A 17597-nucleotide genomic window follows, 5' to 3' on the forward strand; every position below is an offset into this window, starting at 1 on the left:
TGGCGCGTCACTTGCGGCGAGGATCGCTGTTTGCGGTCAAACGTGGGGCGTCACCGCATGTTCTGACCGCAAACAGCGATCTTCGCGGTTCCGCACAGGATCGCCACGGCGGACCGGCCACGCCGGCGTGGCGGGTGGTGGCGGCGGGGCACGGAGTGGTCAGGCGCCGACCGGGCGGAGGAGGCCTTCCTGGGCGGCGCTGGCTATGTGGCGGCCGTCGCGGGTGAACATGCGGCCGGTGGCGAGGCCGCGGCTGCCGGAGGCGGACGGGCTGGCGCAGTCGTAGAGGAACCACTCGTCGGCGCGGAACGGGCGGTGGAACCAGAGGGCGTGGTCGAGGCTGGCGCCGATGACGCCGCCGGGGCCCCAGACCTCGCCGTGGACCGACAGCACCGCGTCGAGCAGCGTCAGGTCGGACAGGTAGGTCAGCGCGCAGGCGTGCAGCAGCGGGTCGTCGGGCAGCTTGCCGTCCAGGCGCATCCATACCCGCTGCAGGGCGTTGGCGCCGCGCTTGCCGGGGCGCACCCAGCCGGGCTCGTCGACGTAGCGCACGTCCATGGGGCGGGGAAGGATCTTCCAGATGCCCAGCCGCTCCGGGTACGGCGACAGTCGGTCGGCCATGGTGGGCAGCTCATCCGGGCCAGGCACGTCCGCAGGGGCCGGGTCGTGGTGGTCGAGGCCTTCCTCGCGCACCTGGAACGACGCCGACATCAGGAAGATCGGCTTGCCCCGCTGCATCGCCACGGAGCGGCGTACCGAGAAGGAGCGCCCGTCGCGGATCTTCTCCACGTGGTAGTCGATCGGCTCGGCCATGTTGCCGGCGCGCACGAAGTATCCGTGCAGCGAGTGCACGTGTCGCGACGGGTCGACGGTGCGGCCGCCGGCGACGAGGGCCTGCGCGGCGACCTGGCCGCCGTAGACGCGTGGGGGCCCGAGCGGCGGGTTCTGGCCCCGGAAGACGAGATCGTCGACCGGGGCCAGGTCCAGCAGCTCGACCAGGCTGTCCACGGCCGCCTGGCCGGTGATGGGCTCGCTCATGCCACTTCCGTTCGCGCGGGCCGAGCGTCGCCCGGCGTCGCGCTCACCCTAGCTCTGGGCGGGCGGGGCGGCCTGGGCCAGGGTCTGCGGCATGGCCAGCGAGCCGAGCTGGTGCACGCGCAGGGTGTTGGTGGAGCCGGGGGTGCCCGGCGGGCTGCCCGCGACGACGACCACGTAGTCGCCGACGTTGGCCCGGCCGAGGCTGAGCAGGCGCTCGTCCACCTGGCGGAACATGTCGTCGGTGTGGTGCACGAACGGCATCAGGAAGGTCTCCACACCCCAGGCGAGCGCGAGCTGGTCGCGGACCGCGGGCTCGGGGGTGAAGGCGAGCAGGGGCAGGTCGCAGTGCAGCCGGGCGAGCCGGTGCACGGTGTCACCGGTGACGGTGAACGCGACCAGGGCCTTGGCGCCGACGGCGCGGGCGATCTGGGAGGCGGCCACGGTGAGCGCGCCGCCGCGGGTCCGCGGGTCGTGCTGCAGGCGCGGCACGGAGATCTGCCCGGCCTCGGTGGTCGTGATGATCTTCGCCATGGTGCTGACGGTGAGCACCGGGTACTTGCCGACGCTGGTCTCGCCCGAGAGCATGACCGCGTCCGCGCCGTCGAGGACGGCGTTGGCGACGTCGGAGGCCTCGGCGCGGGTGGGCCGCGAGTTCTCGATCATGGAGTCGAGCATCTGCGTGGCCACGATGACCGGCTTGGCGTACTCCCGGCCGAGCTGGACGGCGCGCTTCTGCACCAGGGGAACCTGGTCGAGGGGCAGCTCGACGCCGAGGTCGCCGCGGGCGACCATGAGGCCGTCGAACGCGTCGGTGATGGCCTCGAGGTTGTCGACCGCCTCGGGCTTCTCGATCTTCGCGATGACCGGGCGGACGACGCCCACCTCGTGCATGATCGCGTGGACCAGCTTGATGTCCTCGGGAGAGCGCACGAACGACAGTGCGATGAGGTCGACGCCGAGCGCCAGCGCGAAGCGCAGGTCTTCGGCGTCCTTCTCGGACATGGCGGGCACCGACACGGCCACGTTCGGCAGCGAGACGCCCTTGTTGTTGGAGACCGGCCCGCCCTCGATGACGAGGCAGCGGATGTCCGGTCCGTTGACGCCGGTCACCTCGACGGCGACCTTGCCGTCATCGATGAGCAGGCGGTCGCCGGCCTTGACCTCGGCCGGCAGCTTCCGATAGGTGCAGGAGACCCGGTCGGCCGTGCCAAGGATGTCGTCGCTGGTGATGACAACACTGTCACCGGTACGCCACTCGTGGGGGCCGTCCGCGAACTTACCAAGTCTGATCTTCGGACCCTGCAGGTCGGCCAGCGTCGCCACAGCCTTGCCGGTGGCGGCCGACACCTCACGGACCCGCAGGTAGGCCTGCTCGTGGTCGGCGTGGGAGCCGTGGCTGAAGTTCATGCGGGCGACGTCCATCCCGGCCTCGACGAGCCCGCGGAGGCGCTCGGGGGACCAGGTGGCAGGTCCGAGAGTACAGACGATCTTTGCGCGGCGTGTCACGACGGGCAAGCCTAGTCCTCTGATGTGACCTAGGTTGCAACGGGGCGTCACCGTCTCGACAAATCCCGGATACACGGGGGACACTGACCGATCGTTCAGTGGGCGGAAACGGGACGTTCGACGCGCCCGGTCAGCCGCCGAACGCCGCCGCCACCGCGGCCGGGAGCTTCTCGTAAACGCCCTGGCCAGGGTCGAAACAGGTGCCCGGCACGGGGCGGTGGACGACGATCTCGTCGATGCCCAGCGCGGCGTAGCGGGCCGCGAAGTCGACGAATGCCTGCACCGAGTCCAGCGGGTGCTCCCGGGTGAAGCCGGTGAGCAGGATATGCGACAGTTCCGCCGGGTCGCGGTCCTCCGCCGCGCACGCCTTCGCCAGCCCGTCGAGCTGGCCGGCGATGATGCCGGGCAGCAGCTCGGGGTCGGTCTCGTCGCCCTTGCGGGCCGGGCCGGTGGTGATCCAGGCCTGGCCGTGCCGGGCCGCCAGGGCGAGCCCGCGCGGGCCGGTGGCCGCGATCGCGAGCGGCACCCGGGGCCGCTGTACGCAGCCGGGGAGCATGCGGGCCTCGTACGCCGAGTAGTGCTTGCCGTGGTGGGTGGTGTCGCCGTCGGTGAGCAGCCGGTCGAGCAGCGGCACGAACTCCTCGAACCGCTCGGTGCGCTCCGCGGTGGACCAGGGCGCCTGGCCGAGCACCGAGGCGTCGAAGCCGATCCCGCCCGCGCCGATGCCGACGGTGATCCGCCCGTCCGAGACGTCGTCGAGGGTCATCACGTCCTTGGCCAGGGTGACCGGGTGCCGGAAGTTGGGCGAAGTGACCATGGTGCCCAGGCGCAGCCGCTCGGTGACGCCGGCGGCGGCGGTCAGCGTGGGCACCGCGCCGAACCAGGGGCCGTCGCGGAACGTGCGCCAGGAGAGGTGGTCGTAGGTGTAGGCGGCGTGGAAGCCGAGGTCCTCGGCCTCCCGCCAGATGTGCCGGCCTTCGCGCCAGGGGTACACGGGCAGGATCAACGCGGAGACTCGCATTGCACCCACGCTAGCAGCGCGGGCAGCTCACGCGGCCGCTCGGCGGGGCCGGTTGAGCATGGCGCTGATCTCGGTGCGGCGCGCGTGGCGCTGGGCCTCGCGCAGCCCGGTGACGTACTCCATGAGTTCGGCCTTGGCCTGCGGGTCGAGGTCGGACTGCAGGATCGGCGTCATCTCCTCGTCGGATTCGTGGGTTTTCACGTTGGCGGCCGCGGTCAGGGCGTTGACCACGTCGTCGCCGAGCGCCTCGGCGACGCGGCGCACCGAGCCGACGGTCACCGACTCGCCGCCGTCCCGGATCCAGTCGAAGATCGTCTGCCGGGCGATGCCCGAGTCGCGGGCGAGTTTCGCGACGGACCAGCCCGGACGGCGGGTCATGCGGCGCAGATACCGACCCCACTCGGTGTCCGGCTGCGCTCTGTCCCCCGCTGCCGCTGATACGTCGCCCATACCTAACAGGCTACCGGGGACGTTCGAAACGCTGCCATCAACCACACGTCGTTAACAAGCGACGCATCTATGGGTAATGGCCTCGACGTGGGAAGCGTGATGAGCCGGTCGACGGTCACCCGTTAGAGGGAAATGGTCGTTTCCAAACGTCGTTACTTGCGTCGTGCATGGACGACGGTTACCGTGACCTCCAGCGCCAGAACGACAGATCCAGATGACGGTGCGTCGCCCGCAAACAACGTGGTCCGCGCCCGGACCACGTCACCGTCTCGGGGTCGGCCGGCAGGCGCCGCAGCGGCACGCCGCTGCTCCCCCCTCGCGGTGTGGCCGTCCAAGGCACTGGGCGGCCACACCCGGGCCCGCCGGATCGTGAACCCCGGTCCGGCGGGCCCTCGATCGAGGAATCCCCCCGCAGAAGAGGAGCCACCTACGTGCTCATGACATGCAAGGGCCGGGTGTCGCACGGATGAGCCCGACCGTCGTCACGCCGGAAGCCCGCACCGCCTACACCGGGTCGGTGCCCGAGGAGCAGTCGTACGTATGGAACCTGGTCGAACGAGCGCAGCAGGGCGACACCGAGGCGTTCGGGAAGATCTACGCGCAGTACGCCCCCGCGGTCTTCCGATTCATCTACTTCCGGGTCCGGCACAGCCCCACCGCCGAGGACCTGACGTCCGACACCTTCCTGCGCGCCCTCAAGCGCATCGGCAGTGTGCGCTGGCAGGGCCGCGACTTCGCGGCCTGGCTGATCACCATCGCACGCCACATCGTGGCCGACTACTACAAGTCCGGCCGCTACCGCTTCGAGATCAGCGGCGAGGTCCTCGACTTCGACCAGGAGGAGTTCAGCCTCGACGGCGCTCCGGACCGGGTCGCCATGGACCACGTGAACAACCTCGCGCTGCTCGCGGCGGTCAAGAAGCTCAACCCGTCCCAGCAGCGCTGCATCGCGCTGCGGTTCCTCGTGGGACTGTCCACCGCGGAGACCGCCCAGTCGATGGGCAAGAGCGAGGGCGCGGTCAAGGCCCTGCAGTGCCGCGCGGTGCGGATGCTCGGCCGCCTGCTGCCCGACGGATTCGCGGAGGGCAGGTCATGACGGTTTCGACCTCGTTCCTCTCCCTCTACACGGCGGCGGTGGCCGCGGTGAGCTTCTCCGCCACGCTGTTCCTGATGCGCGACCGGCTGACCCTGGTCGAGGAGGCGAAGTTGATCCTGGACCGGGTCGACGACGCCGACGAGCAGTGGTGGGGCGCCGACGAGAGCCCGCAGACCGCGCGTCGGCGCGCGGTGGTGGGCTTCTGGCGCCGCGCCCTGAACCGGAGCCGACCGGGGGGATCCCGGTGGCGACCCACCGGCCCGGCCGGCGACCCGGTCCCTGCACCCCAGCCGACCGCGGTCGGGCAGGCCTCACCGGTACGCCGGCCGGAGGCCGACCCCGAGACCACCGCGTACATCGAGGTGGTGCCGCCCTATCCGGCCGTGGACTACCACGGCAGGCACACCGCGACCGGGGCGTACCCGCAGGTCCCGTCGACCCGGCAGGCGTACCTGTGAAACAACGTGCGTGGTGGCGGTGGCTGGCCCGGCTGTGCGACCGGGAGGCCATGCGGGCCGGGGTGGAGGTCAGCGCGCTGCGCTCGGCGCTGGTCGCCGAGGCCGTGCTCGCCCGGCGGGCCGAGGAACTCGCGCGGCGGGCCTGCCGGGAGCGTGACCGCTACCGCGGTGAGGCGGTGGCGCTGCACGCCGAGCTGGCCGCGGTGCGCGACCTCCTTCCCAGCGGGGACGCCCGGTGGCCGGTCTGGACGGCCGAACACCGGGGACCGTCCACCGGCGACAGGCCCGACACGAGGGAGCACGCCGGTGTCTGAAGCCCCCACGCCCGTCCCCCGCCTGCCCGCACACGTGCGCGAGGTGGCGGTGCGCGCGTACGACGGCGACGAGCTGACCCCGCGGCTGGTGACGACGCTGGCCGCCGTCTACGCCGCGGGGCTGCGCGACGGGGCCGGCGTGCGCGTCGGCCGCCGCGACATGATGACCCCGGCCGAGGTGCTGGCACTGCTGCCGGTGGACCGCAAGACCGTCAAGCGCTGGGCCGACCGCGGCCTGCTGCGTGTCACCCGCACCGCCGGCGGGCACCGCCGGTATCTGCGCGAGGACGTCGCCGCTCTGCTGGTCAAGCACGGCTGGGTGCCACGCTGAAGGAGTGGGTCATGGCAACGTTGCTCTATCGCCGCAGGCACGGCCACACGCGGTTGCTGGGAATGCTGCTGCTGTTCGCCGAGGGCGTGATCTTCGGATTGGGCGTGTTCGTCTCGTTCGGAGTGTTCACGACCATGCTCGCCCTGGTTCATTGATCAACACACAGTGATCGAGAACTACCCTGCGTAGTCTATTTTTGAAGGCAACTGCCCGATTCGATGTAACACCTCGTTAATGTGCATCGATGTCCGCTCACGCAGTCACTCACGGTGACGCACGGATCATCCGTTCATACGTTGTGATATCCGCATTTTTAGACGTACCGTGCACGTGCGAATTGCAACATGCGTCTTCTTTGAATCGGTGATGTCCTCAGCGCCCGGAACCGATACGTCCGGATGATGGCGGGCTGACCTGCAGTCCACAATTCGGCGTCGTAAGTGAATTCGCTCTGTGTTACTAGCGCATCGGCGTCACTGGAGGCACGCTGAGTGTTCGTTCATTCGGCGCGTGCGCCCGGACGCCCGGCGGTCCCGGAAGGGAAGACAGGTGATTGTCAAAGTCAAGAGCGGGGCTTTCTGGCTGTCGATTGTCGGCCTCTCCCTGGTCCTGGTCCTGGCGGCGTATCTCGTCGTCTGGCCGGCCGGCCAGGGAGTGAGTCGCGAGACCAGCGTGCTGGCCAGGGTGATAGCCGCGACGGCGATCGGTGTGGTGCTCATGCTCGCCGGCGCGGTGGCGCTGTCCAACCAGCATCTCGTGAACAAGTTGCACGAGGCGGAGACCCGGCAGCTGGCCCGTGACCACCAGCGCGGCGAGCACATGCGCATCGTGATCACGGCGCTGAGCGACATCGTCCAGCAGCTCGCCCAGTACGGCAAGACCCTGGAGGAGGCGGCCGGACGGGCCGTCAGCGGTGAGACTCCGCAGCTGCACGTGCGCGAGGACCTCGGCAAGCTCAGCGCGATGGTGGAGCTGCTGCGCGAGGACCAGGAGGAGCTGTTCGAGGTCGTGACCCGGATGCAGGCCGACAATGTCACGGTCCTGCCGGTGCGCCGGGGCGACCCGAAGAGTCGCGGACCCGCCAGCCGCTGAGGCCACCCGGCCGCAAGCGAAAGGAAGGGCGCCTTCCACATCGGAATCCGATGTGGAAGGCGCCCTTCCTTTGTCTGTCAGGCGGGGATGAGGGGGCGCGAGGAGGGCTCGACGGGAGCCGGCAGGCTCCCCTCCCCACCGAGGTACCGGTGGATCGCCGCCGCCGCGCTACGCCCCTCCGCGATCGCCCACACGATCAGCGAAGCGCCCTTGTGCGCGTCACCGGCCACGAACACGCCGTCAGCCGTGGTCTGCCAGTCCGGTCCGCACTCGACGGTGCCCCGCGCGCTGCGGGCCAGGCCGAGCTGTTCGAGAGCCTCCGTCGCGTCGGTGCCCTCGAAACCGATGGCCAGCAGCACCAGGTCGGCCGGGATCTCCCGCTCGGTGCCGGCGACCTCGGTCACCACACCACGGCCGTTCACCCGCTCGACGATCACGTCGACCAGCACGATCCCCCGGACGTTGCCCTGCTCGTCGCCCGCGAAGCGCTGCACGGCGACGGAGAAGACCCGGTCGCCGCCCTCCTCGTGCGCCGCGTAGTTGCGCAGCACCCACGGCCAGGTCGGCCACGGGTCGCGCTGCTCGTCACGGGCGTCCGGGGGCTGCGGGTAGCGGTCGAGCTGCGTCACCGACGCCGCGCCCTGCCGGTGGGCCACGCCCAGGCAGTCCGCGCCGGTGTCGCCGCCGCCGATGATGACGACGTGCTTGCCCGCCGCCGTGATCGTCGGCTGCGGGCCGCCCGCCACGGCCACGTTGGCCTGGGTCAGGTGCGGCATCGCCAGGTGGATGCCGGCCAGCTCGGCCCCCGGGGTGTCGGTCTGCCGTCCGGCCAGCGCGCCGGTGGCCAGCAGCACCGCGTCGTGCTCGGCACGCAGCTGCGCCGCCGAGACGTCCACGCCGACGTTCACGCCGGTGCGGAAGGCGACGCCCTCGGCCAGCAACTGCTCGACGCGGGCGTCGATGTGCTGCTTCTCCAGCTTGAAGTCCGGGATGCCGTAGCGCAGCAGGCCGCCGATGGCGTCGTCGCGCTCGTACACGGTGACCGCGTGACCGGCCCGCGCCAGCTGCTGTGCCGCGGCCAGACCGGCCGGGCCGGACCCGACCACGGCCACCGTCCGGCCCGACGGGGCGACGGCCGGCTGCGGGCGGACCCGGCCGTTCTCGTACGCCCGGTTGATGATCTCGACCTCGACCTGCTTGATCGTGACCGCGCCGCCGGACGCGCCCGATGCCGCGGTGTCGCCGATGGCGAGCACGCACGACGCCTCGCACGGCGCCGGGCACAGCCGCCCGGTGAACTCCGGGAAGTTGTTCGTGCTGTGCAGCGACTGGATCGCGGCGTTCCAGTTGCCGGTGCGGACCAGGTCGTTCCAGTCCGGGATCCGGTTGCCCAGCGGGCAGCCCTCGTGGCAGAACGGGATGCCGCAGTCCATGCAGCGGCCCGCCTGCTCGCGGATCAGCTCGTCGTCGGCGGAGGGGTACACCTCGCGCCAGTCCATGATGCGCACCGGCACCGGCCGGCGGGCCGGCATCCGCCGGCCGAAACGCAGGAAACCATTGGGGTCAGGCACGTGCCACCTCCATGACCGCGGCGTCGATGTCGCGGCCGGCAGCCTCGGCGGCCCGCATGGCTTCGATCACGCGCTTGTAGTCGCGCGGGATCACGGCGGTGAAGCGTTCCACGCTGCCCGCCCAGTCGGCCAGCAGCTTCTCCGCCACCGCCGACCCCGTCTCCTGGAAGTGCCGCTCGACGATCTCGAGCAGGCCCTCCGCCTCGACCTCGCCGACCGGGCCGAGGTCGACCAGCTCCCGGTTGACCAGCAGCGGGTCCAGGTCGAGCACGAACGCCGCGCCGCCGGACATGCCCGCGGCGAAGTTGCGCCCGGTCGGGCCGAGCACCACCACGGTGCCGCCGGTCATGTACTCGCAGCCGTGGTCGCCCACGCCCTCGACCACCGCGGTCGCACCCGAGTTGCGCACCGCGAAGCGCTGGCCGACCCGGCCGCGCAGGTAGATCTCACCGGAGGTCGCCCCGTACAGCAGGGTGTTGCCGGCGATGATCTGGTCCTCGGCGGCGAACTGGCTGCGCGCGTCGGGGCGCACGATCAGCCGCCCGCCGGACAGGCCCTTGCCCGCGTAGTCGTTCGCGTCGCCCAGCAGCCGCAGCGTCACGCCGCGCGGCACGAACGCGCCGAACGACTGCCCGGCCGTGCCGTGCAGGGTCACGTCGATGGTGCCGTCGGGCAGGCCCGCCCCGCCCGCGCGCCGCACGACCTCACCGCCCAGCATCGCGCCCACGCTGCGGTGCTCGTTGCGCACCGCGACGTCGAAGCGCACCGGCGTGCCGGTCAGCAGCGCCGGCTCCGCGTGCCGCAGCAGCGTGTTGTCCAGCGACTTCTCCAGACCGTGGTCCTGGTCGCGCACCTTGCGCGGCGCGTCGCCGTACGGCGAGCTCGGCACGGTGAGCACCGGCGACAGGTCCAGCCCGTGCGCCTTCCAGTGCTCGGTCGCCGGCGCCAGGTCGAGCAGGTCGGCGCGGCCCACGGCCTCGTCGATGCTGCGCAGGCCCAGCGCCGCCAGCTGCTCGCGCACCTGCTCGGCGAGGAACCAGAAGAAGTTCTCCACGAACTCCGGCTTGCCGGTGAAGCGCTCGCGCAGCACCGGGTTCTGGGTGGCGATGCCGACCGGGCAGGTGTCCAGGTGGCACACCCGCATCATGACGCAGCCCTCGACGATGAGCGGGGCGGTGGCGAAGCCGAACTCCTCCGCGCCCAGCAGCGCCGCCACGATCACGTCGCGGCCGGTCTTGAGCTGGCCGTCGACCTGCACGGTGACCCGGTCGCGCAGCCCGTTGAGCAGCAGCGTCTGCTGCGTCTCGGCCAGGCCCAGCTCCCACGGCGTGCCCGCGTGCTTGAGCGAGTTCAGCGGGGACGCCCCGGTGCCGCCGTCGTGGCCGGAGATCAGGATGACGTCGGCCTTCAGCTTGGCCACACCGGCCGCGACCGTGCCGACGCCGACTTCGCTGACCAGCTTGACGTGCACCCGAGCCCCCGGGTTGACGCACTTGACGTCGAACACCAGCTGCGCCAGGTCCTCGATCGAGTAGATGTCGTGGTGCGGCGGCGGCGAGATCAGGCCGACGCCCGGCGTGGCGTGCCGGGTCTTGGCGATCCACGGCCACACCTTGTTGCCGGGCAGCTGGCCGCCCTCGCCGGGCTTCGCGCCCTGCGCCATCTTGATCTGGATGTCGTCGGCGTGCACGAGGTATTCGGTGGTCACGCCGAAGCGGCCGGAGGCCACCTGCTTGACCGCCGAGCGCCGGGCCGGGTCGTAGAGCCGGTCGACGTCCTCGCCGCCCTCACCGGTGTTCGACTTGCCGCCGATCCGGTTCATCGCGATGGCGAGGGTCTCGTGCGCCTCGGCCGAGATGGAGCCGTACGACATCGCGCCGGTGGCGAACCGCTTGACGATCTCCGCCGCCGATTCGACCTCCTCGATCGGGATCGGCGTCGTGTCGGCGAACCGGAACAGCCCTCGCAGCGAACCGGCCTGCGCGGCCAGCCCGTCGACCTTCTCGGTGTAACGCTTGAACACGTCGTACTGGCCGGACCGGGTGGCGTGCTGGAGCAGGAACACCGTCTCCGGGTTGAACAGGTGCACCTCGCCCTCGCGGCGCCACTGGTACTCGCCGCCGACTTCGAGGCGCCGGTGCGACTGCTCGGCCGGGTTGGTCGGGTACGCCACCGCGTGCCGGGCCGCGACCTCGGCGTGGATCTCGGCCAGGCCGATGCCCTGGATGCGGCTGGGCGTGCCGGTGAAGTAGCGCTCCACCAGCTCCGACGACAGGCCGACCGCCTCGAACACCTGCGCGCCGCAGTACGACGACACCGTCGAGATGCCCATCTTCGACATGATCTTCTGGATGCCCTTGCCCAGCGCCTTGACGACGTTGCGCACGGCCTTCTCGGGCGCGATGTTCGGCAGGATGCCCGTGGTGATCAGGTCCTCGACGCTCTCGAAGGCCAGGTACGGGTTGATCGCCGCGGCGCCGTAGCCGACCAGCACGGCGGCGTGGTGCACCTCGCGGCAGTCGCCGGACTCGACGATCAGCGCGACCTGGGTGCGCGTCTGCTCCCGCACCAGGTGCTGGTGCACCGCCGCGGTGAGCAGCAGCGACGGGATCGGGGCCAGGTCGGCGGTGGAGTCGCGGTCCGACAGCACCAGGATGCGGACGCCGTCCTCGATCGCCTCGGACACGTGCCGGCAGATCTCGGTCAGCCGGGCCCGCAGGCCGGTCGCGCCGTCGCGCAGCGGGTACAGGCCGGAGACCCGCACCGCCTTGAACCCGGGCAGGTTGCCGTCCTCGTCGATGGAGAGGATCTTGGCCAGCTCGTCGTTGTCGATGATCGGGTGCGGCAGCACGATCTGCCGGCAGCTCGTCGGGCCCGGGTCCAGCAGGTTGCCCTCCGGGCCGATGGTCGACGCCAGGCTGGTGACCATCTCCTCCCGGATCGCGTCCAGCGGCGGGTTGGTGACCTGCGCGAAGATCTGGTGGAAGTAGTCGTAGAGCAGCCGCGGCCGGGTCGACAGCGGCGAGATCGGGGTGTCGGTGCCCATCGAGCCCAGCGGCTCCGCCCCGGCCCGCGCCATCGGCGCGAGCAGGATCTTCAGCTCCTCCTCGGAGTAGCCGAAGGTCTGCTGGCGGCGCTGCACCGAGTCGTGGGTGTAGACGATGTGCTCGCGCTCGGGCAGGCCCTCCAGGTGCATCAGCCCGCCGTGCAGCCAGTCGGTGTACGGCTCCGCCGCGGCGAGGTCGCTCTTGAGCTCCTCGTCGGAGATGACCCGGCCCTGCTCGGTGTCGACCAGGAACATCCGGCCCGGCTCCAGCCGGCCCTTGGCCACCACGGTCGCCGGGTCGAGGTCGATCATGCCCGCCTCGCTGCCCAGCACGACCAGTCCGTCCTCGGTACGCCACCAGCGCCCGGGGCGCAGGCCGTTGCGGTCCAGCACCGCGCCGACGACCGTGCCGTCGGTGAAGGCGACGCTGGCCGGGCCGTCCCACGGCTCCATGAGGCTGGCGTGGAACTGGTAGAACGCCCGCTTCGCGGGGTCCATCACCGGGTCGTTCTCCCACGCCTCGGGGATCATCATCAGCACCGCGTGCGGCAGGCTGCGCCCGGTGAGGTGCAGCAGCTCCAGCACCTCGTCGAAGTTCGCCGAGTCCGACGCCTCCGGCGTGCAGATCGGGAACAGCCGGCGCAGGTTGCCCGGCAGCAGCGGGCTGGACAGCAGCGCCTCGCGGGCCTGCATCCAGTTCTTGTTGCCGCGGATCGTGTTGATCTCGCCGTTGTGCGCGATGAAGCGGTACGGGTGGGCCAGCGGCCAGCTCGGGAAGGTGTTCGTGGAGAACCGCGAGTGCACCAGGGCGATCGCGCTGACCACGCGCTCGTCGGACAGGTCCGGGAAGAACGACGCCAGCTGGTCGGGCGTGAGCATGCCCTTGTAGGTGATCGTCCGGCCGGACAGCGACGGGAAGTACAGCGGCACGCCGCGCTCGCGGGTCTCCCGCTCGGTCTGCTTGCGCACGCAGTACGCCACCCGCTCCAGCTCCAGGCCGGAAAGCGGCTCGCCGTAGCGGTGGGCGGCGATGCTGTGCGCGGACAGGAACACCTGCCGGATGCGCGGGCGGGCATTGTCGGCGGTCGCACCGAGGCCTTCGGCCTCCACCGGCACGTCGCGCCAGCCGAGGATCTGCGCGCCCTCCACCAGGGCGTACTTCTCCAGCACGGTCAGCGCGCGGGCCTCGTCGGCGCCGTTGACCGGCAGGAAGACCAGACCCGTCGCGTACTGGCCCGCGGGCGGCAGCGGAAAGTCGACCACCTCGCGCAGGAACGCGTCCGGCACCTGCAGCAGGATGCCCGCGCCGTCACCGGTCGTGGTCTCGGCGCCACGCGCGCCGCGGTGGTCCAGGCGGCACAGCGCGGACAGGCCGCGGGCCACCACGGAATGGCTGCGCCGGCCGTGCACGTCGGCCACGAAGGCCACGCCGCACGAGTCGTGCTCGAAGGCCGGGTCGTAGAGGCCGACCGCGGCGGGTGCGGCTGAGGTGCCGGTGCGGGTCGCGGCCGCGAGGGCCGCCATACCAGGCTGCATCGCGGCCGGAGCGGCCGAATCACCAGGCTGCAGGGGGTGCGGGTACGGCGATGCCACCGGGCCTCCTGTCGTCACGGGGAATGAACATCGGTATCGGCCACGAACGGGCTGGGATGCCTGCGACTGCGATGGCGCGGGGGCTATGCCGGGTTCGTTAGCGGTGCCTATCCGAGCGGGACGACGTCGGCCCTGAGTGAACCCGCAGGTTCATCGGTACACGGACTCCCTCGCGCGGTCGCACGAGTATGGGGACGAGTCTGTGAGTGTTGAGTCTACGTTAAACGCCCTGGGTGTCCACCAGACACAGATTGATCACACGTCCACATGATGAGAAGCTACTTCCCAGTTACTAAGTACGCGCGAATGTCACAGGAGTCCTGCCCGGCCCGCCTTCACGCCCGTGGCGAGCACGTTTCCCGCGCGTGTCGGGCGCGTCGCCTACGTTAACGCCGCGCCGCCGGATCGACCCGGCTCCCCCGCCCGCCACACCAGGACATCGACGCCGATCACGGCCGCCATCGACGCCCGCCGTTCGACCGGGCGGCCCGGCCCGAGCGATTCGACATTTCGGCTGATGAGCGCCCTTATCGGGCTTAGTCTGCGGCTGGAAGGTCCGCTTCAGCGGGCCGCTCACGCGGGGTTCGGCCCTCCTCCGCCGACCGACGGGGCGAGCATCGGCCGGCACCGCACCGGCGGAAGGTGGACGACCGTGAATCCGACCCTGCAGGTCCTGTTCAGCGCGCTGGCGTACATCGGCCTAAAGGTGCTCGCCTGCGCCGCCATCCTGATCATCGGCTGGATCATCGCCAAGGTGATCGGCAACCTCGTCGACAAGGGCCTGGCCAAAGCCAGGTTCAACCACCTGGCCCAGCGCACCGGCATGGACCGGTGGACCGGCCGCTACACACCCAGCGGGCTGGTGGGCAAGCTCGTCTACTACGCGCTGCTGCTGTTCACGTTCCAGCTCGCGTTCAGCGTGTTCGGCCCCAACCCGATCAGCAACCTGATCGACACCGTGATCAGCTGGCTGCCGCGGCTCATCGTGGCCTGCGTGATCCTGGTGGTCGCGGTGGCCATCGCCAACGCCGTGTTCGACGTGATCACCAATGCGCTGTCGCACTTCTCGTACGGCCGCGCCGTCGGCCGCATCGCCCAGGTCGCGATCATCGCGTTCGGCGTGATCGCCGCCCTCAACCAGATCGGCGTCGCCACCACCATCACCATGCCGGTGCTGATCGCCGTCCTCGGCACCATCGCGGGCATCCTCATCGTCGGCGTCGGCGGCGGCCTGATCGGCCCCATGCGGCAGCGGTGGGAGCGCGCGCTGAACAAGTTCGAGGAGGAGGGCACCCGGGTCACCGACCACCTCAAGACCCGCGCCGCCGAACAGCGCGCCGCTGTGGACGCCGGCCTCACCAAGGACCGCGGCGACACCATGGTCCAGGCCAAGTACCCCGGCGAGAAGCCCGCCGACCGCAAGCCGTCGGCCAAGGAATCCGCCGACAAACTCACCGAGAAGGCCTCCGCCCTCCGCAACGACATGAAGTCCGGCCCCGAACTCTGACCCGCCCTCCCTGCCGCGCTGATCATGAACTTATGGCACGGTTCAGCGGCGTGTCGCTGACATAACCTCATGATCGTTACCGACTACCGACTACCGACTACCGACTACCGACTACCGGCCGGGCGGCAGGGCAGGCGGCAAGCGGCAAGCGGCAAGCGGCAAGCGGCAAGCGGCAAGTGATCATGAAGTTGTGGACGGGACACGCCGCTGAGCCGTGCCATAAGTTCATGATCAACGGACGCGGGGGCCGCGGCGGGGCGCGGCGGGCCAGGTGGTCAGGCGGCGGGGGGTTGCCAGTCGGCGGCGACGGTGGCGGCGCGGTCGAGTACACGGGGGGCCAGCGCGCCGAAGGCGCGGTCGCGGGCGCGGGTGACGAGGTTGCCGCGCGGGGCGAGCACCGCGCCGACGCGCTGGGTCTGGCGGACCACCTGGGCGGCACGGGCGCGGCGGGCGGCCGAGTACGCGGCGAGCGCGGCGTTGCAGGCCGGTCCGGGGATCGCGGGCAGCAGCAGGGAGCGCAGCGTGGCCGCGTCCTCCAGGGCCAGCCCGGCGCCCTGGGCGAGGTGGTGCGGCATGGCGTGGGCGGCGTCGCCGACCAGCGCGAACCCGCCGGTGCCGACCGGGAAGGCCAGCTCGTTGGGCAGCGGGCGCAACTGACGGCCGTCCTGCTGCACCAGGTCGTCGGGCTCGGTGGCGGCCAGCAGGTCCGCGATCGGCGCGTGCCAGCCCGCGAACCAGCGCTTGAGCAGCGTCAGCTGGGTCGCCTTCGACTCCGGCCGGGCCGCCCCCGCGACGGTGGCAGTCCAGTAGATGCCGCCCCGGCTGGACGCGCCGGAGCTGCCCCGGTCGCCGAGCGAGGCGGCCAGGAAGCGGTAGCCGCCGCTCAGCGTCTCCCCGGCCAAGACCAGGTCCTCGGGCAGCTTCGGGGCGCGATACCAGGGGATGACCGCGCGCCAGGCGGCGTAGCCGGAGCTGACCGCGATCGACTGCGGCGCGAGCCGGGCCCGCAGCGTGCTGTCGGCCCCGTCGGCGGCGATGATGACGTCGGCTTCCCAGGTGTGCCGGCCGTCGCCGACCGCGGGCCGGTCACCGGCCCGCGCGTGCATGCTGCGCACCGTGATCCCGGTACGGATCTCGATGTGGTCGCCGAGCCCGGCGATGAACGTGTCGTGCAGGTCCTCGGCGTGCACCACGACCGGCGCGGCCAGCGCCGCGGTCGGTGAGGGCTGGGCCAGCCACTGGCCGTCGGCGCGGCGCAGGCCGCCCATCGGCACCTTGGTCCCGATGGCGGCCAGGCCGGCCCCGAGTCCCAGCGAGCGCAGCGCGGCGACGGCGTTGGGCCACAGCAGCAGCGCGGCGGGGTCGGCACGCAGCCGGTCCGCCCGCTCCAGCAGGGTGACCTGCCAGCCGGTGCGCGCGAGCGCCCCCGCCGTGGCGAGGCCGCCGACGCCCGCACCGACCACCACCGCGCTGCGCATCGCCTCAGTCCTTCGTCGAGGAGGTCTTCTGCGCGGACAGGTCCGATCCCTCGTCGGAGGGGTCGTCGAACTCGTCCGACACTGCGCGTGGCGTGTCGTCCGCGTCTCCGGCTGCGTCACCGTCGCCGGTCGCGGCCGGGCGGGTGCCGTCGGCCAGGAAGGCCTGGTACTGCGCCTCGGTGACGCTGGTGAAGCCCTTGACGGGCTCGCCGTCGGCGTCGATGTTGGGGATCAGGAACTCCTGCGGGCCCTTGCGGAGGAAGAAGAACGCCGCCGCACCCAGGAAGACGATGATCGAGGTCCACACGTTGAGGCGCATGCCGCCGATCATGGTGGCGGTGTCGGTGCGCATCGCCTCGATCCAGCCGCGGCCCAGCGTGTACAGCATCACGTAGAGCGCGAAGGCGCGGCCGCGGCCGAACTTGAAGCGCTTGTCCAGCGCGTACACGACACCCGCGACGCCGAGGTTCCAGACCAGTTCGTAGAGGAACGTCGGGTGGTAGAGGCCCTCGCGCAGCTCCGGCTCGCCGTCCGGGCCGAGCATGGCCTGGCCGGGCTGGGTGTCGGACATGACGTGCACCTGCAGGCCCCACGGCAGGTCGGTCTTGCCGCCGTACAGCTCGTTGTTGAACCAGTTGCCGAGCCGGCCCACGGCCTGCGCCAGCGGCAGCCCGACCGCGATGGTGTCGGCCACGAAGCTGAACGACATGCCGAGCTGGCGGCAGGCCAGCCAGGCGCCGACGGCCCCACCCGCGACGCCGCCCCAGATGCCGAGGCCGCCCTCCCAGATGTAGAGCGCCTTGACCAGGTCGCCGCCCTGCCCGAAGTACGCGTCGGGCGAGGTGAGCACGTGGTAGATCCGGGCGCCGACGATGCCGAACGGCACCGCCCAGACGGCGATGTCGAGCACGGCCCACGGCGGGGCTCCCCGGCTGCGCATCCGCCGGTCGGTGACGAAGCAGGCGAGCACGATGCCCGCGATGATGCACAGCGCGTACGCCCGCAGCGGCACTGGTCCGAGTTGCCAGACCGCCGTGGACGGGGACGGGATGGAGGCGAGGTTCACGGGCCAGAACACTACCGCCCCCACCCCCCA

15 protein-coding genes are annotated in these 17597 nt (G+C 71.3%); 7 read left to right on the top strand and 8 right to left on the bottom strand.

Annotated elements, in window-relative coordinates:
• Positions 1 to 159 precede the first annotated feature (159 nt).
• The 4 genes from F6W97_RS34120 to F6W97_RS34135 form a co-directional block, all read right to left on the bottom strand.
• Complete coding sequence (locus F6W97_RS34120; RefSeq protein ID WP_155374668.1) at positions 160 to 1038, bottom strand: acyl-CoA thioesterase; 879 nt, start codon at positions 1036 to 1038, stop codon at positions 160 to 162.
• Between the two features lie 48 nt (positions 1039 to 1086).
• Positions 1087 to 2544, bottom strand: a complete 1458-nt coding sequence (gene pyk / locus F6W97_RS34125) for a pyruvate kinase (RefSeq protein ID WP_155374669.1) — start codon at positions 2542 to 2544, stop codon at positions 1087 to 1089.
• A 130-nt stretch (positions 2545 to 2674) separates the two neighbouring features.
• Positions 2675 to 3565 carry an LLM class flavin-dependent oxidoreductase gene (locus F6W97_RS34130; RefSeq protein WP_155374670.1) on the bottom strand — a complete coding sequence of 297 codons (891 nt, stop codon included), beginning with the start codon at positions 3563 to 3565 and terminating at the stop codon, positions 2675 to 2677.
• Between the two features lie 27 nt (positions 3566 to 3592).
• A complete protein-coding gene (locus tag F6W97_RS34135; RefSeq protein ID WP_155374671.1) occupies positions 3593 to 4015 on the bottom strand; it encodes a helix-turn-helix domain-containing protein in 423 nt (140 codons plus the stop codon).
• A 466-nt stretch (positions 4016 to 4481) separates the two neighbouring features.
• Here F6W97_RS34135 and F6W97_RS34140 point away from each other — a divergent pair, with 466 nt between their 5' ends.
• The 6 genes from F6W97_RS34140 (at position 4482) to F6W97_RS34165 (ending at position 7306) form a co-directional block, all read left to right on the top strand.
• Positions 4482 to 5111 carry a sigma-70 family RNA polymerase sigma factor gene (locus F6W97_RS34140; protein WP_407924635.1) on the top strand — a complete coding sequence of 210 codons (630 nt, stop codon included), beginning with the start codon at positions 4482 to 4484 and terminating at the stop codon, positions 5109 to 5111.
• Positions 5108 to 5569 (top strand): hypothetical protein, encoded by a 462-nt coding sequence (locus F6W97_RS34145; protein WP_155374673.1) that lies wholly within the window; start codon positions 5108 to 5110, stop codon positions 5567 to 5569. The genes F6W97_RS34140 and F6W97_RS34145 overlap by 4 nt, the downstream gene beginning before the upstream one ends.
• Complete coding sequence (locus F6W97_RS34150) at positions 5566 to 5883, top strand: hypothetical protein (protein WP_155374674.1); 318 nt, start codon at positions 5566 to 5568, stop codon at positions 5881 to 5883. Before F6W97_RS34145 ends, F6W97_RS34150 begins: the two co-directional genes overlap by 4 nt.
• The gene (locus tag F6W97_RS41455) at positions 5876 to 6214 is read left to right on the top strand and encodes a helix-turn-helix domain-containing protein (protein WP_330164998.1); all 339 of its coding nucleotides are present in this window, start codon (positions 5876 to 5878) and stop codon (positions 6212 to 6214) included. Before F6W97_RS34150 ends, F6W97_RS41455 begins: the two co-directional genes overlap by 8 nt.
• Before the next feature lie 11 nt (positions 6215 to 6225).
• Complete coding sequence (locus tag F6W97_RS34160) at positions 6226 to 6369, top strand: hypothetical protein (protein WP_155374675.1); 144 nt, start codon at positions 6226 to 6228, stop codon at positions 6367 to 6369.
• A 394-nt stretch (positions 6370 to 6763) separates the two neighbouring features.
• Positions 6764 to 7306, top strand: coding sequence for a DUF6239 family natural product biosynthesis protein (locus F6W97_RS34165; RefSeq protein WP_155374676.1), 543 nt, complete (start codon positions 6764 to 6766; stop codon positions 7304 to 7306).
• 77 nt (positions 7307 to 7383) lie between these two features.
• Here the strand turns inward: F6W97_RS34165 and F6W97_RS34170 are convergent, their stop codons facing one another.
• Positions 7384 to 8877, bottom strand: a complete 1494-nt coding sequence (locus F6W97_RS34170) for a glutamate synthase subunit beta (protein ID WP_155374677.1) — start codon at positions 8875 to 8877, stop codon at positions 7384 to 7386.
• Positions 8870 to 13447, bottom strand: a complete 4578-nt coding sequence (gene gltB / locus F6W97_RS34175; protein ID WP_155374678.1) for a glutamate synthase large subunit — start codon at positions 13445 to 13447, stop codon at positions 8870 to 8872. Before gltB ends, F6W97_RS34170 begins: the two co-directional genes overlap by 8 nt.
• Before the next feature lie 721 nt (positions 13448 to 14168).
• Here gltB and F6W97_RS34180 point away from each other — a divergent pair.
• The gene (locus tag F6W97_RS34180) at positions 14169 to 15023 is read left to right on the top strand and encodes a mechanosensitive ion channel family protein (protein ID WP_196279442.1); all 855 of its coding nucleotides are present in this window, start codon (positions 14169 to 14171) and stop codon (positions 15021 to 15023) included.
• Positions 15024 to 15298: 275 nt separating this feature from the next.
• Here F6W97_RS34180 and F6W97_RS34185 read toward each other — a convergent pair whose 3' ends face one another.
• Positions 15299 to 16501, bottom strand: coding sequence for an FAD-dependent oxidoreductase (locus F6W97_RS34185; RefSeq protein ID WP_155374680.1), 1203 nt, complete (start codon positions 16499 to 16501; stop codon positions 15299 to 15301).
• 4 nt (positions 16502 to 16505) lie between these two features.
• Positions 16506 to 17567 (bottom strand): prolipoprotein diacylglyceryl transferase, encoded by a 1062-nt coding sequence (gene lgt, locus F6W97_RS34190; RefSeq protein ID WP_407924636.1) that lies wholly within the window; start codon positions 17565 to 17567, stop codon positions 16506 to 16508.
• Between the last annotated feature and the right edge of the window lie 30 nt (positions 17568 to 17597).

Source organism: Catellatospora vulcania (assembly GCF_009720385.1).
Lineage (GTDB): Bacteria > Actinomycetota > Actinomycetes > Mycobacteriales > Micromonosporaceae > Catellatospora > Catellatospora vulcania.

Excerpts from the sequence above, each read along its gene's own strand:
- F6W97_RS34120 (WP_155374668.1), bottom strand. The coding sequence starts at position 1,038 with ATGAGCGAGCCCATCACCGGCCAGGCGGCCGTGGACAGCCTGGTCGAG.
- F6W97_RS34130 (WP_155374670.1), bottom strand. The coding sequence starts at position 3,565 with ATGCGAGTCTCCGCGTTGATCCTGCCCGTGTACCCCTGGCGCGAAGGC.
- F6W97_RS34135 (WP_155374671.1), bottom strand. The coding sequence starts at position 4,015 with ATGGGCGACGTATCAGCGGCAGCGGGGGACAGAGCGCAGCCGGACACC.
- F6W97_RS34140 (WP_407924635.1), top strand. The coding sequence starts at position 4,482 with ATGAGCCCGACCGTCGTCACGCCGGAAGCCCGCACCGCCTACACCGGG.
- F6W97_RS34145 (WP_155374673.1), top strand. The coding sequence starts at position 5,108 with ATGACGGTTTCGACCTCGTTCCTCTCCCTCTACACGGCGGCGGTGGCC.
- F6W97_RS34160 (WP_155374675.1), top strand. The coding sequence starts at position 6,226 with ATGGCAACGTTGCTCTATCGCCGCAGGCACGGCCACACGCGGTTGCTG.
- gltB (WP_155374678.1), bottom strand. The coding sequence starts at position 13,447 with ATGGCGGCCCTCGCGGCCGCGACCCGCACCGGCACCTCAGCCGCACCC.
- F6W97_RS34185 (WP_155374680.1), bottom strand. The coding sequence starts at position 16,501 with ATGCGCAGCGCGGTGGTGGTCGGTGCGGGCGTCGGCGGCCTCGCCACG.